Genomic DNA, 21,524 nt, shown 5'->3' on the forward strand with positions numbered 1-21,524 from the left:
GTGACCATCGACCGGCACTGGCCGCCGAACATCCCAGGCGGGTACGTTCCACAGACTTCAGGAGGCTCCCCCGTGGCGATCAACATCAACCTCGGCCCCCGGCAGGAGGTGGACTCCCTCGACCAGCCGATCCCGCGCACCTTCACGGGCTTCGACGCGCGGCTGGGCGACGACCAGCTCTGGAATGCCAACCGTGGTGCCTGGGAGCTGCCGGAGCAGGCAGCCCAGGAGAGCTTCGCCACGTTCAGCTTCGACGGCGCCATCCGCCTGGTTGCCGAGCTGGAGGGGGTCGAGAACCTGCAGCAGGACGGGCGTGCGGTCCAGGCCCTGCTCGGCCGTGTCCTGCACGCCGGCGACCCGGTGCGCGATGCCCTGGTCGGCCGCCCGATCGACCAGGACGACGAGGTCAGCTTCATCGACACCACGGAACAGGACGAGATGCCGCCGGCGGAGCGCTATGCCCCCAGCGAGCGCAAGCGCCGTGTCTTCCTGGTGCGGATGAATGCCGACGACTGGTTCTGGACTCCCGAGGACGAGCAGGCGATCATCGCCCGCACCGCCGCCGGCGCCCCGGTGCGTGAGACCTGGCCGTCGGGTGGACGTCGCCACGGCATCGAGCCGGGGGACCGGATCTTCCTGGTCTACGTGCGCGACGGCGAGTTCAGCGTCCGCGGCAGCGGGGTGGTCTCCAGCCGCGTCTACAGCGGCGAGCACTGGGACGACCCACTGCGCAGCGCCAACTACATCGACATCGACTGGGACACCGTGCTGCCCGTCGATGATGCCGTCAGCCGCAAGACCCTGCTGGAGAAGGTGCCGGGCTATGCCTGGAACCCGCAGAAGGGCGGCGTGGAGCTGCACGAGCCGATGGCCAGCCAGATGGAGGAGCTGTGGCAGCAGCAGGTCAAGGGTGAGAACCCGGTGCCGGTGCCCGTGGAAGCCGGCTGGGAGTTCGACGACGCGCGCCGTCGCCAGCTCACCGTGATGGCCCGCCAGCGGCTCTTCGAGACCTTCGACCAGGAGGGCTGGGAGATCGTCGACACCTCCGCCGAGCGCCCCTACAGCGCCGTCGCCTACCGCGGCGAGGAGGTGCTCTACCTGTTCGCCAAGGGGGCCGAGACGGTCGGCCGTCCGGTCTTCCTGACCGCCGAGGAGGTCGAGTACATCAAGGACCATCCCGCCGAGAGCCGTCTCGGTCAGCTCAGCGACGTGGAGTTCGCCCAGGGCAACGTGCAGGACGAGAACTCGGGAATCTTCACCGTCGTCGACTTCGACGTCGAGGGTGGCTCCTTCGTGCCGGTCCTCTACCGCTACGAGAAGCCCGCAGCGGACTGACCGACCCCCGCACGCCCTTTGCGCCGCCCCGACCGCCGCCCCACGGCAGCCGGGGCGGTAGCGTGTCGGCACGGGTCTGGTGAACCGCACCGTTCCCGCACCGCCCCCGAGGCAAAGGAGCACCCCGTGGTTGCCCTGCACACGGCCATCGCGATCGTCCTGGTCATCGCGCTGATCATCAAGTTCAAGGTGGACCCGGTGATCTCACTGGTCCTCGCCTCGCTCTATCTCGGCCTCACTTCGGGCATCGGGCTGGAGAAGACGATCACCTCCATCACCGGGGGCTTCGGCGAGATCATGGCCGAGGTGGGCCTGCTGATCGGCTTCGGCGTGCTGATCGGCAGCCTGCTGCACGCCACGGGAGCCTTCCGCAAGCTTGTGACCGCGCTGGTCAACGGGGTGGGGGCCAAGCGGATGCCCTATGCGTTGACCTTGGCGCTGTCGACGATCTTCCCCTCGATCTATGTCGACGTGCAGGTGGTGCTGGCCGCGCCGGTGGCCCGTTCCAGCTCCCGCTTCATCGGAAAGCACGGACTGCCGTGGATGTCGGCTGCGATGGGCGCCGGCATCTTCTGCGGCTATGTCTTCGTCGTCCCCGGCCTGGCGGCCATCTCGATCTGTGGCCTGCTGGGGATCCCGCTGGGCAAGTGGCTGCTCTTCGGCCTCGTGCTGGGCCCGCTGACGGCGTGTCTGTCGACGATCATCTTCCGCCAGCTGCTGCGCGGCAACTACTGGAATCCCGAGACCGACGAGGAGCACGACGAGGCGGTGCTGGCCCAGGAGGCCTCGCTGGAGGCCGAGCACGACGACTCCGGCGTGCCGCCGCTGCTGGTCTGCCTGATGCCGATCCTGATCCCGCTGGTGCTGATCGCCTCCGGCGCCTTCTGCCAGCTCTTCGGCTACGAGAACAGCGTGGTGCGCTTCCTCAGCGACGCCAACCTGGCCCTCTTCCTGGGGCTGCTCGGCGCCTTCCTGCTGGCTCGCCGCACCATCGGCACGGAACAGACCAATGAGGCGATGAGCAGCGGTTTCCACACCTCGGGCGAGATCCTGCTGATCACCGGCATCGGTGGCTCGCTGGGCGAGATCATCAAGGCCACTGGTCTGGCGAAGGTGCTGGGTGGGCTCTTCTCCGCCGACGCCGGCGCCCCGGTGCTGCTGAGCATCTTGCTGGCCTGGATCATCGCGGCCCTGATGCACCTGGCCATCGGCTCGGTCTCGGTGGCGGCCATCACCGCCTCGGGCATCATCGCCCCCATCCTGGGCCAGATCGAGGTCAACCCGATCACCATTGGCCTGGCGATCGCCTCGGGCGCCCTGTTCGCGCTGCAGGTCAACAGCAACTTCTTCTGGATGTTCAAGACGCTGATGGGGCTTTCCACCAAGGGCGCGCTCAAGACGATGACGATGATCACCGTGATCGCCTCGCTGGTCTCGCTGCCAATGGTGATGGGGCTCGGCCTGGTGATGTGACGCGTGCCCGGAGGTGGCCGCTGCGCGCTCTTGCCCCCGGACATTGTGGCCCCGGACATGGGGATCGGCGGAAACTGCCCTCGGGGAAGGGCCGGTCTGCGCCGATCCGGTCTTGGGGGCCGCTGGCCCGGTCAGGTCACGGGGTGGGCATGCCGCCGTTGACGTTGAGCGTCTCGCCCACCACATAGCTGGATTCGGGCGAGGCCAGGAAGACATAGGCGGGGGCCAGCTCCACTGGGTGTCCGGCGCGCCCCAGCGGGGTGGACTTGCCGAACTTCGGAAGCTCCTCGGTCTGCTGCCCGCCCTGCACCTGCAGCGGGGTCCAGATCGGTCCGGGGGCCACGGCGTTCACGCGGATCCCCTTGGGTGCCAGGTACTGCGACAGGCCCTTGGTGAAGTTGTTGATCGCGGCCTTGGTGGAGGCGTAGTCGATCTTGTCCTCGCTGGGCTCGTAGGCCTGGATCGAGGTGGTGTTGATGATCGTCGAGCCGGCCGGCAGGTGGGCGATGGCCTCCTGGCTGATCCAGAACATCGCCAGGATGTTGGTGTCGAAGGTCTCGCGCATCTGCTCCGAGGTCATCTCCTCGAACTTCGCCACCGACTTCTGGTGTCCGGCATTGTTGACCAGGATGTCCAGGCCACCCAGCTCCTCGACGGCCCTGGTGACGATGCCGCGGGCGGCGGCCTCGTCGGTGATGTCCGCGGGCAGGGCGACCGCCTTGCGTCCCTCGCCCTCGATGAGCTCGATGATGAGGCGGGCGTCCTCCTCCTCGGCGGGCAGGTAGCCCAGCGCGACATCGGCGCCCTCGCGGGCGAAGGCGATCGCCACGGCGGCGCCAATGCCGGAGTCGCCGCCGGTGACCAGGGCCCTGCGCCCCTTGAGCCGTCCGGTGCCGCGGTAGCTCTGCTCGCCGCGGTCGGGCTTGGGGGTCAACTCGGCGTCCAGGCCCGGCTCGGGCTGGCTCTGCTCGGGGATCTCGAGGTCGGGGTAGCGATCGACGGGATTGGCGAAGTCCAGCTGGTCCATGCTTGCTCCTGTTGCTCTTTCCCCCCTGGGGCGTGCCTCTGGGGGTGGGTCTGTTTTCCCTTCCACGCTAGGTCTTTCGTGCTGGTGCACCACCACCCCCAGGGAGGGAGGTCGTTCGCCCTCGACGAGATCGGCGCACCCCATCCACCCTCTGGGCTGGCCTCAGGCCGCGCGCGAGATGCTCATCCTGACGAAGTCCGGGTCCTGGTGCAGCTGCGCTGGCCCGTCCTGCAGGCGGCGCCGCCAGCCCTGCACCTGGGCCTGGCTGGACTCGAGCACCACGGCGCTGGCCGTGCCCACTTGTCCGGGCAGGGCCCGTGCGCTGAGCGTCACCGGCTGGCCGGTGTGGTCGGGGGAGCCCAGGTGGCCCAGCAGCACCACCAGGTCGTCGAGCTGGCCGCGGTCGTCCTCGGCGCCGAAGGCGGTGCTGATCGCCCAGCCCTGCCGGCGGCGCAGGGCCAGCAGCTGAAGCAGTTCACCCTTTCCGGGGCCCAGCACCAGCTCGTCGCGCAGGTCGGTCTCCAGCCGTTCGGCCTCGCGGCGCAGCACCGGGTCGTGCGGCTGGCGGCGGCCCTCGGCGATGTCGCGCAGCAACGGGAGGGCCTCGCGGGTGACACGCTGCGACCAGAAGCGGTCCATCCGGGTGCCGGCCACCAGACGGGCGGTGGCGGCGCGGATCCGGCTGGTGAGCTCCGCCTGCTTCTGCTCGCTACTGACGATGTGGCGCGCCACCGCCAGCGAGACCATCGTGACGGCCAGCAGCCCGACCGCCAGGAAGATGGAACTGGAGAAGGTGGCCGCCCGCCCGGTCCAGTCGAACAGCACCACGAAGGGCAGCGCGATCGTCACGCACCAGGCGGCCGTCAGGATGATGCCCCGGCGCAGCGGGCTGGACAGGGCGAGCAGCTGCACCAGCGCCGTGCCTGTCCAGGCCATCCACAGCACGTGGACGCTGGGCATCGGACGCGGTGTCAGCAGCAGGTTGAGGATGCCTGCGGCCACCGTCAGCAGGAACAGGCCCAGGGCCTCGCGGCGAGTCAGCGCCCGCTTCCCGAGCACACGCATCGTCCACGAGCAGACCACGGCCATGGTCAGGCCCAGCAGTCGGGTCATCGTCGGGTGGGTGCTGTACCCGGCCAGAAGCAGGCACAGCAGCAGGCCCGAGACCAGTCCGGGCAGGGCGGTGTGGACGGTGGTGCGGCGCACCCGGTCGTCGGGTTCTTCGAACAGGGCCGGGCTCAGGCCGTCGCCGTGGCGCGGCCAGCGCAGGCTGACCCTGGTGCCCCGCCCCTTGGCCGAGTCCACCACGGCCTCGCCGCCGATGTCGTCGAGGCGCTGCAGCACTGAGCGGCGCACCCCGAGACGGCCGGTCGGCAGGTGGGTGGGGTCGAAGCCGGCGCCGTCATCGATGACCCGCACCAGGCATTGCTGTCCCTCCTGGGCGACGACCACTTGGCAGCGGGCATTCGGGCCGGCATGGCGCTCCACATTGCGCAGGGCCTCGTGAGCGGCCGAGGCCAGTGTGCGGGCCACCTTCTCGGGCAGCGGGTCGCTGCGCCCGGTCAGGCTCGCCCCCAGCTTCAGCCGGGTCGGGTTGTTCTCCAACTGGGTCTCGACGCGGGTGGTCGCGGTGGCGTCCACGGGGCGCGAGAGGGCGGCCACCGCGTCGCGGCACTCGGCCCGCACCATGGCCAGGTCGACGGTGCTGGCGGGGCGGCTGATGGCGTGCAGGGCGTGCAGCACGTGGTCGTGCAGCAGCCGCTCGGCCTCGCGACGATCCTCCACCTGGGAGCGTTGTTCGGCATGGAGCATCCGTACCCGGTGCTGTTCATCGAGGGTGGCCTGCAGACTGCTGGCCATCTGCAGCAGGCCGTCGCCGAACATCAGCACCAGCAGCAAGGGCGAGAAGGCGAGCACCATCGGGGCGATGGCCAGGGTGGTGGTGAGGCGGTGGTCGAGCCAGGCCGCGGCGGCCGCGCCCGCCAGGAGCAGACCGAGCACCAGTCCGGTGCAGCGCAGGTAGCTCTGGCGGTGCAGGTGCACCATCGTGGCCGCCATCAGGGGCAGCGCCCAGTAGCCGGGTGACCACAGGTCGTGCGGGTTCAGGTCGTAGCGGTGCTGGTTCAACAGCGCCACGGCGAAGCCCAGCAGCAGGGCGCTGGGCACCAGCCAGCCCAGGCGCAGTCGGCGCCGGGTCAGCAGCAGTGGGGGCACGGTGGCGAAGTGGCCCAGCAACAGGACGAAGGCCAGCCGGGCATTGGGTGAGGAGAGGGCGGGTTGGTCGTGGATCGGCAGCACATTGGCCACCAGCGTGAGCAGCCAGGCCATCAGGCCCAGGGTGCGGATGCCGGTGGTGACGGCCCGCCGCATCTGGTGCGGCGCGGGTGGGCGTCCCCAGAGGGCGTGGCCGTCCACGGTGGCAGGCCGGGCAGCCGGGTCGTCGTCGCGACGGCTCGGTGCGGAGGTCTGCTGATGTTGGGTCACGCCATCTTCTCGGGGTCAGGAGGCACGGGCACGGGGCTCGGGCGGCACGCAGCGGGCGAGGCCGGTGCCGGCTTCGGCCCTCGGGGCCACGGGCGTCGGGGGACGCCGAAGTCGAGTCTTGCACCACGGCTCTGCCCGAGCCCCGCTGGACGCTTCTTCTGAAGCAGACCCACAGTCCGCCGCGGCTCGGGGGGTTGCGCTGTGGGCTTGTTCGCTGTGGGCAATTCTGGTGCTGCGACGGTGCTTGTCATGGCAGCGTTGGGCGCATGACTCAGCAGGCGAGCCCAGCCCAGTCTCCGACCCAGATCCCGACACGGGGCGGCAACCCGAGCCCTGGCAGTCACACGGGCGAGGTGGAGCCCTTCGAGTTCCTGGGCACCTGGGACGGGCCGGTCGTCGCCACCTCCATCCACACCGGGCACGCGCTGCGGGCCGAGGTGCAGGAGCTGATGGACCTCGACGAGGACGACCGCTTCCGTGAGGAGGACCCCTTCACCCACCTGATCGCCCAGCTGGTGCCGGCGCGGGTGGTGGTGAACCGCTCGCGTTTCGAGGTGGACCTCAACCGGGGTGAGGAGGAGGCCGTCTACCGCACCCCCCGACGACTGCTGGGGCCTGGAAGTGTGGCGCGGCGGTGAGCTGCCCGCCGACGTGGCCGAACGCTCGCTCGAGGTGCACCGCGCCTTCTACGAGGCCCTGGCCGCCCGCCTGGACGAGCTGGCCGAGCGCGGCCCCTTCGTCGTCTTCGACGTGCACTCCTACAACCACCGCCGCGACGGCGCGGACCAGCCTGCCTCCCCGCAGGAGGAGAATCCCGACGTGAACGTTGGCACCGGCTCGCTGGACCGGGAGCGCTGGGGCGATGTGGTGGACGTCTTCAACTCCACCCTGGCCGCGCAGGAGTTGTCGGACGGCCCGCTCGACGTGCGCGAGAATGTCCGCTTCAAGGGTGCCAAGCTGGCCCGCTGGGTGCACGAGCGCTACCCCGACAAGGGCATCTGTCTGGCGCTGGAGTTCAAGAAGAGCTTCATGGACGAGTGGACCGGCCAGCCGGATGCCGCGCGGATCGCCGAGCTTTCGCAGGCGCTGGCCGCGACGCTGCAGCCGCTGGCCGCGACGCTGCGCGCCCACGCGTGAGGGGGTCGCCCATGACCGACTTCCTCGACGCCAGGGCCCACCAGGTCGACGAGCAGCTGGCGCAGCTGTCGGAGACCTTCCGTTTCCTGCTCGACCTGACTCCGGTGGATGCCGCGGACTGGCGTCGGCGCTGGGTGGCCGGTGAGCACACCACGCCCGACTTCGGCTACCGCGAGCTGTCGACCGACCCGGACGTGGTGCTGGTCACGCTGGAGCGCATCGACGTGGACCAGGTGGAGGACGCCACGGTCCGCCACCTGCTGCAGGGCAAGCACCGCGAGCTGCGGCTGCAGGCCGAGTTGCTGCGTGCCCGCAACAGCGCCGACTTCCTGCCGCTGGCGATCGAGCTCTACGGTTCGGTGACGCCCGAGCTGCACGACATCGCCCAGCACATCCTGGACGAGGTGGAGCCCGACTCCGGCGACCAGGAGACCGTCACGGCTGCCGACTTCCACCGCCTGGCGCTGGCCGAGATCGACTGGTACCAGCAGCAGGACCCCGAGGTGGTGATGCGCGCGGAGCTGCGTAGTGATGTCAATGGCGTGCTGGTCAGTGGTGACGCGCTGCTGGTGGGGGAGGACTCGGCGGTGCAGAAGCGTCGGGTCAATGCCCTGCTGCAGCACGAGATCGGCACCCACCTGGTGACCCAGGTCAATGGCGCGGTGCAGCCGATCCGCTGCCTGGGTGCCGGCCTGGCCGGCTATGACGAGACCCAGGAGGGCCTGGCCGTGCTGGGTGAGATCGCCGTCGGTGAGCTGACCCGCACGCGGCTGCGCCAGCTGGCCGGCCGGGTGCTGACCGTCGACGCCATGCTGCAGGGAGGCTCCTTCGCCGAGTGCTGGCAGCAGCTGGTCAGCCGCGGCTTCAAGCGGGGCAGCGCCTTCACCACCGTGATGCGCATCCACCGCTCCGGCGGTTTCCCCAAGGACGCCTGCTACCTGCGCGGCCTGGTGGACCTGCTCACCCATGTACGCGAGGGCGGCAGCCTGGACCTGTTCTACCTGGGCAAGTTCTCGCTGGTCGACCTTCCCGACGTGGCCGAGCTCGACCGGCGCGGGGTGCTCGAGCCAGCGCGCATCCGGCCCCACTACCTGTCCGATCCGGCTTCGGGGCGTCGACTGGCCGAGGCGGCGCACACGCCGCTGTCGCAGCTGGTCAGCGCCGAGGCCGCTGAGCCCGGCACCCCCGCCACCACCCCTGAACACAGCCTCATCTAGGAGAACCATGAAGATCGGATTCGTCGTCAACGACATCGCCACCGAGAGGGCTGGCTACACCACCACCCGTCTGGCTCTGACCGCGGTGCAGCTGGCCACGAGGTGGGCATCATCGGCCTGGGCGACTTCAACTACCTGCCCGACGGCTCCCTGGGTGCCCTGGTGCATGCCGGCAAGGCCAAGAGCTACCACTCGCACGAGCGCTACCTCGAGGACGTCCAGAAGGACGAGGGCACCCAGACCACGCTGAGCGACTTCGACGTCGTGATGCTGCGCTCCGACCCGGCCAGCGACGCCGAGCGTCCCTGGGCGGCGACCGCCGGCATCGCCTTCGGCCAGCTGATCGCCGCCAGCGGCGTGCTGGTGGTCAACGATCCCGAGACCTTGGCGACGGCGGTCAGCAAGGCCTACTTCCAGCACTTCCCCGAGGCGGTGCGTCCCAAGACCCTGATCAGCCGCGACGAGCAGCAGATCAGCGAGTTCGTGAAGGAGTTGGGCGGCAAGGCGGTGCTGAAGCCGCTGCAGGGCTCGGGTGGTTCCGGCGTCTTCCTGGTCAACGAGGAGGAGTCGGCCAACCTCAACCAAATCATCGAGGCGATCAGCCGCGACGGCTATGTGGTGACGCAGGAGTACCTGCCGGCCGCTGCCGCCGGCGACACCCGATTGTTCGTGATGAACGGCGAACCGCTCAAGGTGGACGGCAAGTACGCCGCCTTCCGCCGGGTGAACGAGTCGGCCGACATGCGCTCCAATGTCTCGGCCGGCGGCACCATCCAGGAGGCCACGATCACCGACGAGATGCTGCAGATGGTCGACGTGATCCGTCCCAAGCTGGTCAGTGACGGCATGTTCCTGGTGGGCCTGGACATTGTCGGCGACAAGCTGATGGAGATCAACGTCTTCACCCCCGGCGGCCTGGGCAGCTCCCAGAACATCTACGACGTCGACTTCACTCCGGCGATCATCAAGGACCTGGAGCGCAAGGTGCGGATGCGCTCGCACTACCCGCGCGGACTGGCGAACAAGGCACTCGCGGCGATGTGACCTGACGCCTCGTCCGCGCGAGGCACAGGCAAGGGGCTCCGGGCACACGTTCCAACGTATGCTCGGAACCCTTTGGGTGTGCTCGGTGTGGGTCAGTTGTGCTGGAGCTGGCTGCGCACGAGCAGCCCGATCCCGACGGCTGCCGCCAGCATGAGTGAGATGGCCAGCAGCGGGTGGATGCGCCACAGCACCATCACGGCGCTGATACCGACGAATCCAGCGCTGGCATAGATCGCGGCCCAGGCCAGGCAGCCCAGCAGCAGTGCGGGCAGGTAGCGACGCAGCGGCATCCGGGTGAATCCGGCGGCCAGGTTCACCATGGTCTGCACGCCGATGGTGAGGAAGCCCAGGGTGACCGCCGGGGCACCCCAGGTGTTGAGGGCCTGCTCGGCGCGAATGAAGCCGACGCGCTCGGTGAGGCCGGGGCGTACCGCGTCCTGGCGTCCCCGTTCGGAACCGCGACGCAGCAACCGGCCCAGCAGGTAGGTGCCTCCGGCGCGCAGCAGGACCACGACGAACAGTCCGGCCGCGACGACGACGAAGGGCGCCTCCCAGCTGACCGGGTTCCACCACGCCTGCAGCGGCAGGGGGATGGTGGACGGGTGCATCCTGACAGCCTACGCGCCCGTGATCTGGCCTTCGCGGCAAAGCTTGGCCAGGCATGGTGTTCCGGGCGTGCAGCTGCCTAGGCTGGGCCTCCCCATCCAACCCGGGTGGGTGCAACTCCCCAGGAGCCTGTCATGACCCAGACCCCCGTTGCCCAGGCAGAGGAGCAGGGCGACCCCTACATCCTCGATCCTGCGAAGGTGCAGGATCCACCCACCGGTTGGGGGCCCAGCATGCGCTTCCTGGGGCCCGGCATGATCACCTCGGCCGCCGTCGTGGGCAGTGGTGAGCTGATCACCGCCACCACGCTCGGCGCCAAGGTCGGCTTCCTGTTGCTGTGGCTGGTCTTCGTGTCCACCTTCGTGAAGGTGGCGGTGCAGATCGAGCTGGCCCGCTGGTCGATCTCGACGGGTCGTCCGGGCACCTTCGGCTATGACGACGTGCCGCCACGCATCGGGCGGCGCGGCTGGATCAGCTACCTGGCCGTGCTGATGTTCCTGCAGTTCCTCACCAGCCAGGCCGGCGTGCTGGGCACGGCAGGCCTGGCGCTGTCGATGCTGCTGCCGGTGGGCGGTGATCCGATGTCCAAGGCCTCGCTGGGATTCTGGGTGCTGGTGATGGTGGCGGTGGCCATCGCCATCCATGTCAGCGACCGTTACGAAATCGTCGAGAAGGTCTCCACGGTGCTGGTGGTGCTGGTGACGGCGGTGGCCGTCGCGCTGGTCTTCGGTGTTCAGTTCACGCCCTTTGCCTGGGACGGTGCCGATCTGGCACACGGCATGGGCTTCAAGATTGCGGCCGGGACGATGGGCATCGCATTGAGCATGTTCGGTCTCACCGGGATCGGCGCGGGCGAGATCAGCTCCTACACCTTCTGGTGCGTGGAGAAGGGCTATGCCGCCTGGACCGGGCCCCATGACGGCAGCGAGGCCTGGGTGGAGCGGGCGCGCGGCTGGATCGGCGTGATGAAGAAGGATGCCTGGCTCAGCTGGGTGGTCTACACGATGTCGACCGCCGCCTTCTACGTGCTGGGTGCGGCCGTGCTGCACCCGCAGGGCCTGGCCCCGAGCGGCAATGACGTCATCAAGCTGCTCTCGCGCATCTTCGGCGACACGATGGGCCCGTGGGCGGCGGTGGTCTTCCTGGTCTTTGCTGCGGTGGCACTGTTCAAGACGATCGTGGCCAATGTGCCCAGCCTGAGCCGCCAGACCGCTGCCGCGTTGAGCGTCTTCGGTGCCTTCACCTGGACCGACACCGCGGCCCGTCGCCGGATGATGCGCTTCCTGATGGTCTTCATGCCGGTGATCTGGGGCCTGCTGGCGGTGGTGGTGAAGTCGCCGCTGCAGATGGTGATCCTGGGCGGCATCCTCAATGCGCTGTACCTGATGGCGGTCTCGGTGGCCACGCTCTACCTCTCGCACGCCCAGACCGACCGCCGGATCAAGGACGGGATGCTGTTCACTGCCTACCTGGTGGTCTCGGCGATCGCCGTCTTCGCCGTCGGCCTGGTTTCGCTGGTGGACATGCTCTGAGCCGTGGTGGACGCCCGCTGGCCGAGTGGGGCGTGAGGATGCAGCACGACCCTGACGGATCTTTCGTCAGGGTCGTGCTGGTTGTTGTCAGGGGCTCGTCGGGGGAATGTCCCGTGGGGCTCGGACGCCGTCCGCCACGAGGAGACCTTCATACCCCCAGCCCTACAATTGAAACATGAACCAATTTGACTCGCCGTCAGGATGGGCCGGGGCGCCCGGCGCCTGTCGTCCGACGTGCCGGGCGGCCGGGGCTGTCCGCCCGGTACTGCGCCTCAGTGCTCCAGAGCCGGATGGAGGTCGCTGAGCGTGAATCGCTGGCGGGCCCGCACCGCAAGGACGTCGAGCGCCAGGGCGGCCAGTCCGATGCCGGCGAGCACCACCACGTCGTGCACGAAGTGGCTCCACAACCCGCCGGAAATCACCACCCGGAAGGCGTCGATCGAATAGGTGATCGGCATGAAGGGGTTGATCCAGCGGAAGAAGGGCGGCAGCACGTCGGCGGGGTAGGTGCCGCCGGTGGATGCCAGCTGCAGGATCAGCCAGACCAGCAGCAGGGCCGATCCGGGCAGGCCCAGCGCGATGCGCATCAGGTGCGCCACCAGGCTGAAGACCACCGCCACCAGCACCGTCAGCGCCACCGTCGCCACACCGTGCAGCGGGTCGAGGCCCAGGGTGGCCCAGACCGTTGCCAGCATCAGGATCGCACCAGCCACTGCGACCGTCCCGAAGGGGATCCAGGCGCTCAGGGCCAGGCGCAACGCGCTCATGCGCCCGGCCAGCAGGCGGCCCGAGATCGGACGCATCACCAGGAAGCCCGAGATGCCGAAGACCCACATGGCGATCGAGAAGAACAGCGGGGCCAGGCCGCGGCCGTAGACGTGGGCTGGGTTCTCCACCAGGGTGTCGACGTGCGCGGGCGAGGAGAGCACCTGGGCGGCACCCTCGGCGCTGTCGCCCGAGATGGCGGGGATGCGCTTGACGCCGTCGCTGAGTCCCTTGGTGAGCTGCTGCGAGCCCTTCTCCAGCTGGGCCAGGCCGTCGTCGAGGGAGCTGGCGCCCTTGTCCAGGCTGCCGAGGCCCTCGTCGAGCTGGCCCATGCCGGTGCTCAGCTGGGAAGCGCCGCCGTGGGCCTTGACCACTCCGGCCGAGAGGGTTCCGGCGCCGGTGGAGGCCTTGTCGATGCCCGCGTGAAGGTCGCCTGCGCCGTCGGCCACCTGCTGTGCGCCCTGGTTGAGCTGGGTCAGCTTGGCCGAGGCGCTCTTCAGCTCGCCGGCGGCATTGGCCTGCTGCACCCGCTCGTTGAGCGTCGCCGAGCGGCCGGAGGCGCGGGCGGCGGCCACGGCCACGTCATTGTTGCGGGTCTGGGCCTGTTCCAAGCGCGTGGCCAGGTCCTTGTAGGCCTTGGTCTCGGTGACCCCGGGCACGGTGGCCAGCGTCGCCAGGGCCTGGTCGGCCTGGTCAAGCCGGCCGCCGACGGTGTCAGTGGCGCCGGTCACGTGGCCGCTGAGGGTCTGCACGTCCTTGTTGATCTCGGCGGAGTCGGACTTCACGGTGCCCTGCAGCTCGGCGGCGCGGTCCAGCACCGGCACGACGGTGTCGGCCAGCTGGGCGGTGCCGCCGGCCACCTGCCCCGCACCCTGCTCCAAGCGCTGCGAACCCTTGGCCAGCTCACCCAGACCGTTGTGCAGGCTGGCGGCACCGGTTTCGAGCTCACCCATGCCGGAGTCGAGGCTTGTGGCGCCGGCGGAGAGCTTGGCCGAGGCCGCCTTCGCGGTGGTGGCGCCGTCGGCCAGCTTCGCGGAGCCGTCCTTGGCCTTGGTGATGCCGGTGGTGAGCTTTGCCGAGCCGTCGCGGGCCTCCACCATGCCGTCGCGGATCTTGTCCAGGTTGGCGAAGACGGCCTCGAAGTAGGCCTCGACGGCCGTCTCGTTGACGGCCTTCTCGATGCTGTTCTGGGCCTGTCCGGTCACTGAGCCGATGACGAAGCCGTTGGCGTCATTGCGGTGCATGGTGATCTTCGCCCGGCGCGGGTGGTCGGTGGAGCCGCTGACCAGGTCGGCGGAGAAGTTCTGGGGCACGTGGACGCTGAGGTAGTAGCGGCCCTCGCGCAGCCCCTGTTCGGCGTCGGTGGCGTCGGTGACGTGCCAGTCGAAGTTTCGCGCCTCCACGACGTTGTCGGTGAAGTCCTTGCCGGCCTGCACCTTCTTGCCGTTGTAGGTGACGGGCCTGTCGTCGTTGACCACGGCCACCGGTAGGTCGCGCATGCGGCCGTAGGGGTCCCAGTTGGCCGCCAGGTAGATGGAGCCGTAGATCACCGGGACGAGCATGGCGAAGATCAGTGCGAGCTTGGGCAGCGGGCCGCGGAAGCGGCGCAGTTCGAAGCGGGACAGGAACATCAGGCGTCCTCGATGGTGGTGGAGCGGCGCCGGGTGCGGCGCAGGGCAAAGTTCGGTTCGCCGCGCTGGGCCGGCGGCGGGAGGATGACGACGGCTGCCAGCGGCGGCAGCGGGGACTGCTCCAGGCTCGAGATGACGAATCGGTTGCCGTCCTCGGTGAGCAGGGCCATCGCGTCGTGCAGCCAGACGAGCTGGTCGTCGGTCAGTGACTCGTCGACGTCGTCGGCCACCACGAAGCGGGCAGGTGACAGGCAGCCGAGCACGAGGGTGAGCAGCATCCTTTCCTGGGCGGCCATTCGGTCGACAAGCTGGTCGGTGTCGAAGCGGTGGCCCAGCAGGTCCTCCAGCTCGCGGAAGCGGGTGCGCCCGCGGCGGGTCCCGATGCCCTCGGCGATGGCGCGCTCGTCGCGGGACTCGCCGATGGTCAGGTTGTCCTCGAGCTCGGCGAAGCCACTGATCCTGGCCACCGAGACCTGCTGGCGCAGCTTCCAGGGCTGGGCGATGCCGTCGATCTCGCCCACCTGCAGGCTGCCCTCGACGCCCTTGAGCCGCCCGGCCAGGGCGAGCAGCAGCGACGAGCGTCCTGAGCCCTGCTGGCCGACGAGCACGGCGGGCCGGTCGGAGGGGAAGTCCAGGTCGAGCGGGCCGAAGACCATCGACTCGCGCCCGCGCATCCGGAACTCCCGGGCGCTGAGCAGCAGGTCGGGCTCGGCGGCGTGCGTGGGCTCGTGCGGGGCATCGGATGGCGCGGCGGCGTGCGTGATCCCGGGCGATGCCTCGATGCGCTCGTGGATCGGCGCTGGCTGGTCGTCCTCGGCGGCGTGTTGCGGCTCGTGGGGTGACGGGCTGGGCTGGCTGGTGGTCATGTGGTCCTCTCGTGCACCGCCAAATGTAATTGCACTGACCGGTGCAACGAAATTGGTGACGGGGGTTCTCAGGGTAGTCTCCGCCAAGAACCGCGGGCGCGTGCGACAGGCTGTCGGACCCGCAGGGTCGGTGCGGTCGAAGCCTTCTACCAGGCGCTGGTGCCCCGGACGGGTCCCAGGACTGCCGCAGGCCGCTGCACGGTGATCCGGGCGGAGTCCTCGTCGGCATCCACCTGCACCTGCTCGCCCGGCATCGACCCGACGGCGAAGATCCGTGCCCACCGCATCCGCTGCGAGCGGCTCGGGGCCAGCACCACCGCCGTCATCCGGTCCGCGGCGCCGCTCAACGTCACCTGCTGCCCGGGGCGCGCCGGTGACCCGGTGCGACCAGTGGTCGTCCAGGTGGGTCATGGCCTGCAGCCGGTCCGCCTCGCGGCGCAGGGCCCGTGCCTGGTGGCGCTCCATCGCCGCGACATTCGAGATGTGCCGGGCCGAGTGGAAAACCATCAGAGAGACCAGGCCCTCGCCCACGCCGATCGAGACCACCGGGTGAAGAGCGGCCAGGTCGAGGCCCGGGCCGAAGCGGGCCATCAGCAGGGCCAGCATCGATGCCGCCCAGCCGGCCAGCGCCAGGATGGCCTGCCACAGCCGCTGCTGAAGCACCACCAGATGCGCCAGTGAGGCACAGCCCCAGCACAGCCACAGGTAGTGCACCACGCGGGTGTGGTCGGGCGCGGTCCACAGGTTGGTGGCCCAGACCGCCACCGAGATGCCGGCCAGCAGCGTGGCGTGCAGCAGGCTCATCGGGTGGCGACGAAGCCACCAGATGCTCGCCGCCCCAGCAGCCACCAGCAGCAGCGTCGCCAGCACCACCGGCCACTGCGGGCTCACCAGCGGCAAGAGCAGTGCGGTGAAGAAGGGGGCCAGCGCCAGGTTCGGCCAGGCGGTGCGGGTGAGCACCTGGCGGGCCGTGTGGCTGCCGTCGTCGGTGTCCAGATGCTGCTCGTCGAGCCACGGTCACACCAGGTGCACACGGGTGCCATGGCCCGGCCACGACGTGATCCGTGCCCAGCCACCCACCGACTCCATCCGCTCGTCGACGGAGCGACGGATGCCCAGGCGCTGCGGGGGCCTTGGAGGTGTCGAAGCCGCGGCCGTTGTCGGTGATGGTGCAGTGCCATTGTGAGGCGTGGTGGGTGACGTTCAGCGTCGTGAAGGCCGCCTCGGCATGGCGCTCCACATTGCCCAGCGCCTCGTGGGTCGCGTCGGCCATGGCGCGGACGACGCTGTGCGGCACTCCTCGGCGACGTCCTGGGCGCCCACCTGCAGCGACTCGCGGCTGATCGCGTGCAGGGCATGCAGCACGTGGTCGTGCAGCAGGCGGGCCGATTCGCGCTCGGCCTCCACCTGCAGTTGCCGCGCGGTGTGTCCCAGTTCGGCCTGTTCGCGCTCCCAGATGTGGTCGTCGCTGTTCTGGGCGATCACCGCCAGGCCGTCGCAGAAGAGCACCAGCAGCAGCACCGGCGACAGGAAGCCGGGAAGCGGCAGGATCGCGAAACGGTCCAGGGGTGCGCCCATCGCCCACTGGGTGAGCACATCGAGCAGCATCAGCGACGGGAAGACGGTCAGCACCAGCCTCCAGTAGCGGCGGCGGCTCAAGATGACCAGCAGGCAGGCCACCCAGGGCAGCGACCAGTAGCCCGGCGCCCACACGTTGACGGGTCAATCGTCGAGCGCCACGGCATCATCACGATGATGGCAGCCAACAGCACCAGTCCGCTGCCGGCCACCGCGCGCACCGTGAAGTCGTGGCGCCACAGCAGGATGCCGGTGCCGACGTGGTGGACCACGAGCAGTGTGGTGCCGATCATCAGGGGGCCGGGCTGGGCGATGACCTGCTGCACCACGGGGCCGAGGGCGCCGGGGATCAGCAGAACCCACAGCAGCAGGGCGGTGTGCCGGATGCCCTGGAGCAGGGCGGCGACATTGGAGCCGATGCGCTGGCGGCCCGGATTCAGCGACAGGCGCCGGGGGCTGGCATGGGAGCCGTCTGCCACGCCTGACCTCCCTGTCTTCCCGTTGGTCCATGCCACCGACCTCGTCGATCGGGTGGCTGGCAGAGTCTGCCAGCCACCATCAAATCCCCACGATGCCCGGAATGACAACGTGGGAGCGCGGCCTTCAGCAGTTCATTGCCCCAAGTCAGTGGCACCTCGGGTGGGGCTGGGTCTGGGCGGCCCCGCACTCGTCAGCCAGGACGCCTCGCCGTCACGACGAGGGGCCGGCCCTGTCAGGGGCCGGCGGTGCCGCATCCCATCGATGTGGGCACGGTGCCCGCGATGTGGGCACGGTGCCCGGCAGTCATGGTGATGGCCGGCGGCAAGACCGTGGCCGTGACCCACACCCCGCGGACGTGTCGGGGCGGGGCGATCCGCACACCGCCACGACGGGAACTGGGACCACGACGCAGAACGCCCCGCCACTAGCCCGCCGGGGGCGTTCACCCTGGTCGGCGCCGCGGAGGATACGGGATTTTAACCCGTGGCGGCCTTGCCCCAACCCGCTTTCCAAGTCGGAGGTCAGGGCCTCAGGGGTGTCCGAGGAGGTGCGTCTGAGCGTGAACCGGGCTGCCGGTGGGCGCTCTGGACGCCTCGTCGCGAGGGCAACTGAGACTAGAACTGAGACTAGAGAGGTTCATGCCCGACGCATTTCGCGAAGCATCGGGACGCCGAGGTTCCGGGCAGCTCCGCGGGCCACCGTCATTGGTGGATCCTTGGCGTTGATGGGAGTTCTGGCGTGGGCTGCCGAGCCCGTCCCTTCGCGGTGGATCCGACATCTGATGGGGCACCTGATCTACAGGATGGCCGTTGGCCATGACTTTTGTGTCTCCGTGGGCGTCTACGATAATGGCATGACGAGCTTGGCAGAGTCCCCCCGCGCTCTCGGGGCGCGCGGTTCTCGCCGAGCCGTGGCTTCTGCCGATCCAGCCGCCGAGCTTACGCCGACGGCCGCTGCGGTTGTCGCTGCCATCCCTGCATGGTGGACACACAAGGCGCGCTTTGCCGGACTCGACGGGGAGTGGCTCGATGTCGAGCAAGCTATCGATGCTCTGCCACCCTGCCCCGTCCCCAAGGACCCCCCCTTGGAGGACACTTGGGGTGAATTGACGGGAGAGGAAGTCGGGCAGGCCTACGTCTCGGCGCTGACCTCGGCGACTAGAGCTCGACACGGGCGTCACTACACGCCGTCCGCGCTGGCGGAGTCCCTTTGGGAGATGGCTCGGGAAGATCTTGGGATCACCGGCCCCGCCCAGGCCTTGACGGGCTTAGTCCGTGATCCAGCATGTGGAGCGGGAGCCCTGCTACTTCCTGCGCTCCGCGAACACCTCCACGCAACCGCCGATCGTGAACCTCGGTTGGTCTTGGCGCAGTTGCCTTCCTTGGTCGAGGGCATCGACCTTGACCCGGCTGGGGTCTGGATCGCCAACGTGATCTTGGCTGCGGAGCTGCTCCACCTGCAAGCAAAGATTCCGCCGAGCAGGAGGCGTCAACTCCCCGCGCTCGCCAGGGTAGGTGACGGGTTGGCGCCTGGGGGACGACAGGCCAAAGTCATGGTGCTGAATCCCCCCTACGGTCGGGTTCACTTGTCAGAAGCCGACAAGGCACGGTTCGCGGACGTGCTCTACGGTCATGCGAATCTGTACGCGGTGTTCATGGCGGCTGCTGAAGAACAGCTTGATGCCCAAGGGGTGATGGCCGCGCTCGTGCCCACTTCTTGGACTGCGGGTCGATACTTCGCCCCGCTCCGTGAGCGGCTCTCAACTAACGTTCGTCTTGCTTCCGTACGCTTCGTTGAAGATCGTTCCGGCGTCTTTACCGGTGTCCTTCAGGAAACCTGTTTGGCCACCTTCACGCGTCGACGCCTGCGCAAGACCAAGGTGACCTCCACTTCTAAGGGCCAGGCGCGGGTCATCGCCAACGTGCCTACGCCAAGGGGGCAAGAGCCTTGGCTGCTCCCGCGCCGGTCAAACTTGGCAATGGTGGCTGCTGCTGCGGCAGGAATGCCAACCACGCTGGGCGAACTTGGATGGAAAGTCTCGACAGGACCCTTGGTCTGGAACCGCCGCCAAGAGGATCTCCGCGCTGACGCCGCAGAAGACTGTATTCCGGTTTTGTGGTCTAGCGACTTGGATGGCGGATCAATCCAGCGAGATGCACGACGCAATGACAAGCGATTCATTCAGCTGTCTTCCGGAAGTGACCAGACCGTCTTGGCGCTTCGAGAGCCTGCGCTTCTTGTGCAACGGACCGCGGCCCCTGAGAGCCCACGAAAGCTCGTTTCGGCCCTGCTGGATGAAGCAAGGCTCGACAATCTCGGCGGAGCAGTGGTCGTCGAGAATCATGTAAACGTGCTGCGATCAGTTGACTCCCGAATCCCTATTGAACTTATGTCACGAATTTTCGCAACCCCTACCTTCGATTCCGCTGTGCGCTGCATATCGGGCTCTGTGGCCCTCAGCGCCTACGAATTGATGGCTGTGCCGATGCCTGATGAGGAGACGATTCTTTCTTGGGCGGAGCTCGATGACAGTGAATTGCCACGAGCTGTGGCTGCCGCCTACCGACCAAGAGGTGCTCGATGAGACCCCTGATTACCCCCGAAGAAGCACAGCGCCGTCTCAAGATGCTGTTCGGTGGCGCCTTTGACACCTCCTTGTCGAGTCCGCTTGCTGGTTTTGCGGTTGCATCGATGATCTATGTAGGTGCAGTAGCCGACGAGGATCCGGAGACGTGGGCGCGCCCAACGACAGTCCTGTGGCAACGGGACGAGGTCCTCAGCAACCACGGCGGAGAGGATGACCGAGCTGCTTGGAGAGACGCTGCTGCGCGCAGTAGCGAGCGATTGGGGTCACTCTTGGAGAGCTGGGGAATCACAGGAGCTCGTCGTTACAAGGAGAACTCGCGTGAATCACTCCGGGATGAGACCTGGCGGGAGTTGCACCAGAAGGGGGCTGTCCGGAAGCGCACGGGCATAGCAACATCCTCCGATAAGCCCCGCTGGGCGCTGGAGCCCCATTTCGCAGACCTCTTTGACCCAAGCTTGAGGGATGATGCCCTGGCTGATGCCATCACCCAGTGGGAAAATACCTACCTGGATACTTCATCGTTGCTGCGAGCGAACGTCGCGCATCGGAGACGAAACGCACTCTCGACAGTCAGCGTGACGCTGCCGGATGGGACAGTGAGGTCGCTCGAATCAGGAAAATCCTCCGAAATCCTCAAGGGGGTAATTGAACAATGGGCCATCACGAAATTGGGTGATCCGGTTGTACTGGCCATTAGCGAGCCGGGTGAGAAGGTGTTCATTGGAGATCGGCACACCCTAGACAGCTTGGGGTTGGTGATCGATAAGGCAAACCTATTGCCGGACGCACTCATCGCTGACCTGACTGATGGCGTCACGTTTTGGATCATTGAAGCTGTCGCTTCTGATGGGCCAATTACGGAGCAGAGGAAGAGGATGCTCGAACAATGGGCACGAGGGCAGCGTATTGACCCTCAGCAGCTTCGCTACCTCACGGCATTCCTGTCACGCAACGCAGCCCCCGCCAAGCGCCGCTTGAAAGACTTGGCCGCAGGAACGTTCGCTTGGTACTTGGACGAGCCCATGATGGAGCTCCAATGGGTTCCGCTCGCGGAGATTGACGGCTAACTTGGCAGGTAGGACCGGCCCGCAGCGAGCGTCAGCGAGCGAGGACACGGACCGCAGCGGCTGCCGAGCGTAGCGAGGCCTTGATCCACTAGAGAAGAACTCAGCAACCATTACTCATCGGGAGGGTTCTCGAGAAGATCCCGGATCAGGGATCGTTCCTCGACGAGGTCGACCTCGCGTTGTGCCATGGTGCTCATGAAATCGGTGAGCTGCCAACGGTGGAGGACTCCGTAGCGTGCGGCGTACATCCCCACTTCGTTGATGCCATACTCGTTGTCGAGGTCCCACAGGGCGTAGCAGAGGAGCTGGTAGAGCTCGACACCCTTTGCCTGGTCGTGGCGGATGCCAGTGCGCGGGTTCATTGGGCCTTGGCGCGTCTTGAGGTCAACAAGCAAGCCAGCACTGATGAGGTCCGCGTCAGCAGTGCACAGCGTGGAACCGGAGAAGGTGGGGCCCAAGGTCAACCCTCCACGGTCCAAATGGGGAAACAGGTTCTCCTTTGTTAGGTTTATGAGTCGGCTGAGTGGATCGAGTACTGCCGTCGGGAGGAGCGACAGCATCTCGTCATGGGAGAACTGATGCCCGTCCCTGAGCCGACTCAAGGGCGTCTCAAAGTGGCTCTTCGCGGTTCGTGGTGATGACCCTGTTGTGACGGGTATTCACGCTACGGTTTTCGCGGCGCTGGTGAGCAGGAT

Annotated in this window: 17 protein-coding genes; 9 read left to right on the forward strand and 8 right to left on the reverse strand. The window is 68.0% G+C overall.

Annotated features, from left to right (window positions below):
• The first annotated feature begins 72 nt into the window (after window positions 1-72).
• Both ACYVKA_RS13425 and ACYVKA_RS13430 read left to right on the forward strand, forming a co-directional pair.
• Window positions 73-1,335, forward strand: a complete 1,263-nt coding sequence (locus ACYVKA_RS13425; protein WP_460706148.1) for a hypothetical protein — start codon at window positions 73-75, stop codon at window positions 1,333-1,335.
• A 126-nt stretch (window positions 1,336-1,461) separates the two neighbouring features.
• On the forward strand, window positions 1,462-2,808 hold the full coding sequence (locus ACYVKA_RS13430) for a GntP family permease (RefSeq protein ID WP_460706150.1): 1,347 nt from the start codon (window positions 1,462-1,464) through the stop codon (window positions 2,806-2,808).
• A gap of 136 nt (window positions 2,809-2,944) precedes the next feature.
• Here the strand turns inward: ACYVKA_RS13430 and ACYVKA_RS13435 are convergent, their stop codons facing one another.
• Window positions 2,945-3,835 (reverse strand): SDR family oxidoreductase, encoded by an 891-nt coding sequence (locus ACYVKA_RS13435; protein ID WP_394276858.1) that lies wholly within the window; start codon window positions 3,833-3,835, stop codon window positions 2,945-2,947.
• A 162-nt stretch (window positions 3,836-3,997) separates the two neighbouring features.
• Complete coding sequence (locus ACYVKA_RS13440; protein ID WP_460706152.1) at window positions 3,998-6,319, reverse strand: sensor histidine kinase; 2,322 nt, start codon at window positions 6,317-6,319, stop codon at window positions 3,998-4,000.
• Window positions 6,320-6,672: 353 nt separating this feature from the next.
• On the opposite strand from ACYVKA_RS13440, the gene ACYVKA_RS13445 reads away from it, so the two are divergent.
• The 4 genes from ACYVKA_RS13445 to ACYVKA_RS13460 all read left to right on the forward strand — a co-directional run bounded on the left by ACYVKA_RS13445 (window position 6,673) and on the right by ACYVKA_RS13460 (window position 9,717).
• The gene (locus ACYVKA_RS13445; RefSeq protein ID WP_460706154.1) at window positions 6,673-6,957 is read left to right on the forward strand and encodes an N-formylglutamate amidohydrolase; all 285 of its coding nucleotides are present in this window, start codon (window positions 6,673-6,675) and stop codon (window positions 6,955-6,957) included.
• The gene (locus ACYVKA_RS13450; protein WP_460706156.1) at window positions 6,941-7,456 is read left to right on the forward strand and encodes an N-formylglutamate amidohydrolase; all 516 of its coding nucleotides are present in this window, start codon (window positions 6,941-6,943) and stop codon (window positions 7,454-7,456) included. The genes ACYVKA_RS13445 and ACYVKA_RS13450 overlap by 17 nt, the downstream gene beginning before the upstream one ends.
• Window positions 7,457-7,467: 11 nt before the next feature.
• On the forward strand, window positions 7,468-8,673 hold the full coding sequence (locus ACYVKA_RS13455; protein WP_460706158.1) for a tyrosine/phenylalanine carboxypeptidase domain-containing protein: 1,206 nt from the start codon (window positions 7,468-7,470) through the stop codon (window positions 8,671-8,673).
• A 102-nt stretch (window positions 8,674-8,775) separates the two neighbouring features.
• The gene (locus ACYVKA_RS13460; protein WP_460706160.1) at window positions 8,776-9,717 is read left to right on the forward strand and encodes an ATP-grasp domain-containing protein; all 942 of its coding nucleotides are present in this window, start codon (window positions 8,776-8,778) and stop codon (window positions 9,715-9,717) included.
• Between the two features lie 92 nt (window positions 9,718-9,809).
• Here ACYVKA_RS13460 and ACYVKA_RS13465 read toward each other — a convergent pair whose 3' ends face one another.
• A complete protein-coding gene (locus ACYVKA_RS13465; protein ID WP_460706162.1) occupies window positions 9,810-10,325 on the reverse strand; it encodes a DedA family protein in 516 nt (171 codons plus the stop codon).
• Window positions 10,326-10,457: 132 nt separating this feature from the next.
• Between ACYVKA_RS13465 and ACYVKA_RS13470 the strand changes: the two genes are divergently transcribed.
• Entirely contained in the window at window positions 10,458-11,855 is a 1,398-nt protein-coding gene (locus ACYVKA_RS13470; RefSeq protein WP_460706164.1) for an Nramp family divalent metal transporter, read from the forward strand.
• A 272-nt stretch (window positions 11,856-12,127) separates the two neighbouring features.
• Here ACYVKA_RS13470 and ACYVKA_RS13475 read toward each other — a convergent pair whose 3' ends face one another.
• The 4 genes from ACYVKA_RS13475 to ACYVKA_RS13490 form a co-directional block, all read right to left on the reverse strand.
• Window positions 12,128-14,251: a YhgE/Pip family protein gene (locus ACYVKA_RS13475; protein ID WP_460706166.1), complete on the reverse strand. Its 2,124-nt coding sequence runs from the start codon at window positions 14,249-14,251 to the stop codon at window positions 12,128-12,130.
• Window positions 14,251-16,077: an ATP-binding cassette domain-containing protein gene (locus tag ACYVKA_RS13480; protein ID WP_460706168.1), complete on the reverse strand. Its 1,827-nt coding sequence runs from the start codon at window positions 16,075-16,077 to the stop codon at window positions 14,251-14,253. Before ACYVKA_RS13480 ends, ACYVKA_RS13475 begins: the two co-directional genes overlap by 1 nt.
• Window positions 16,078-16,320: 243 nt before the next feature.
• Window positions 16,321-16,776 (reverse strand): hypothetical protein, encoded by a 456-nt coding sequence (locus ACYVKA_RS13485; protein ID WP_460706170.1) that lies wholly within the window; start codon window positions 16,774-16,776, stop codon window positions 16,321-16,323.
• On the reverse strand, window positions 16,773-17,174 hold the full coding sequence (locus ACYVKA_RS13490) for a hypothetical protein (protein ID WP_460706172.1): 402 nt from the start codon (window positions 17,172-17,174) through the stop codon (window positions 16,773-16,775). The genes ACYVKA_RS13485 and ACYVKA_RS13490 overlap by 4 nt, the downstream gene beginning before the upstream one ends.
• A gap of 854 nt (window positions 17,175-18,028) precedes the next feature.
• Here ACYVKA_RS13490 and ACYVKA_RS13495 point away from each other — a divergent pair.
• The gene (locus ACYVKA_RS13495; protein WP_460706174.1) at window positions 18,029-19,759 is read left to right on the forward strand and encodes an Eco57I restriction-modification methylase domain-containing protein; all 1,731 of its coding nucleotides are present in this window, start codon (window positions 18,029-18,031) and stop codon (window positions 19,757-19,759) included.
• Entirely contained in the window at window positions 19,756-20,829 is a 1,074-nt protein-coding gene (locus tag ACYVKA_RS13500; protein ID WP_460706176.1) for a BsuBI/PstI family type II restriction endonuclease, read from the forward strand. The genes ACYVKA_RS13495 and ACYVKA_RS13500 overlap by 4 nt, the downstream gene beginning before the upstream one ends.
• A gap of 110 nt (window positions 20,830-20,939) precedes the next feature.
• Here ACYVKA_RS13500 and ACYVKA_RS13505 read toward each other — a convergent pair whose 3' ends face one another.
• Entirely contained in the window at window positions 20,940-21,389 is a 450-nt protein-coding gene (locus ACYVKA_RS13505) for a hypothetical protein (RefSeq protein WP_460706178.1), read from the reverse strand.
• Window positions 21,390-21,524: the final 135 nt, after the last annotated feature.

It is taken from the genome of Luteococcus sediminum, assembly GCF_054783495.1.

Coding starts and splice junctions, on each gene's coding strand:
- ACYVKA_RS13435 (WP_394276858.1), bottom strand. CDS start 3,835: ATGGACCAGCTGGACTTCGCCAATCCCGTCGATCGCTACCCCGACCTC.
- ACYVKA_RS13500 (WP_460706176.1), top strand. CDS start 19,756: ATGAGACCCCTGATTACCCCCGAAGAAGCACAGCGCCGTCTCAAGATG.
- ACYVKA_RS13470 (WP_460706164.1), top strand. CDS start 10,458: ATGACCCAGACCCCCGTTGCCCAGGCAGAGGAGCAGGGCGACCCCTAC.
- ACYVKA_RS13505 (WP_460706178.1), bottom strand. CDS start 21,389: ATGCTGTCGCTCCTCCCGACGGCAGTACTCGATCCACTCAGCCGACTC.
- ACYVKA_RS13495 (WP_460706174.1), top strand. CDS start 18,029: ATGACGAGCTTGGCAGAGTCCCCCCGCGCTCTCGGGGCGCGCGGTTCT.
- ACYVKA_RS13475 (WP_460706166.1), bottom strand. CDS start 14,251: ATGTTCCTGTCCCGCTTCGAACTGCGCCGCTTCCGCGGCCCGCTGCCC.
- ACYVKA_RS13455 (WP_460706158.1), top strand. CDS start 7,468: ATGACCGACTTCCTCGACGCCAGGGCCCACCAGGTCGACGAGCAGCTG.
- ACYVKA_RS13465 (WP_460706162.1), bottom strand. CDS start 10,325: ATGCACCCGTCCACCATCCCCCTGCCGCTGCAGGCGTGGTGGAACCCG.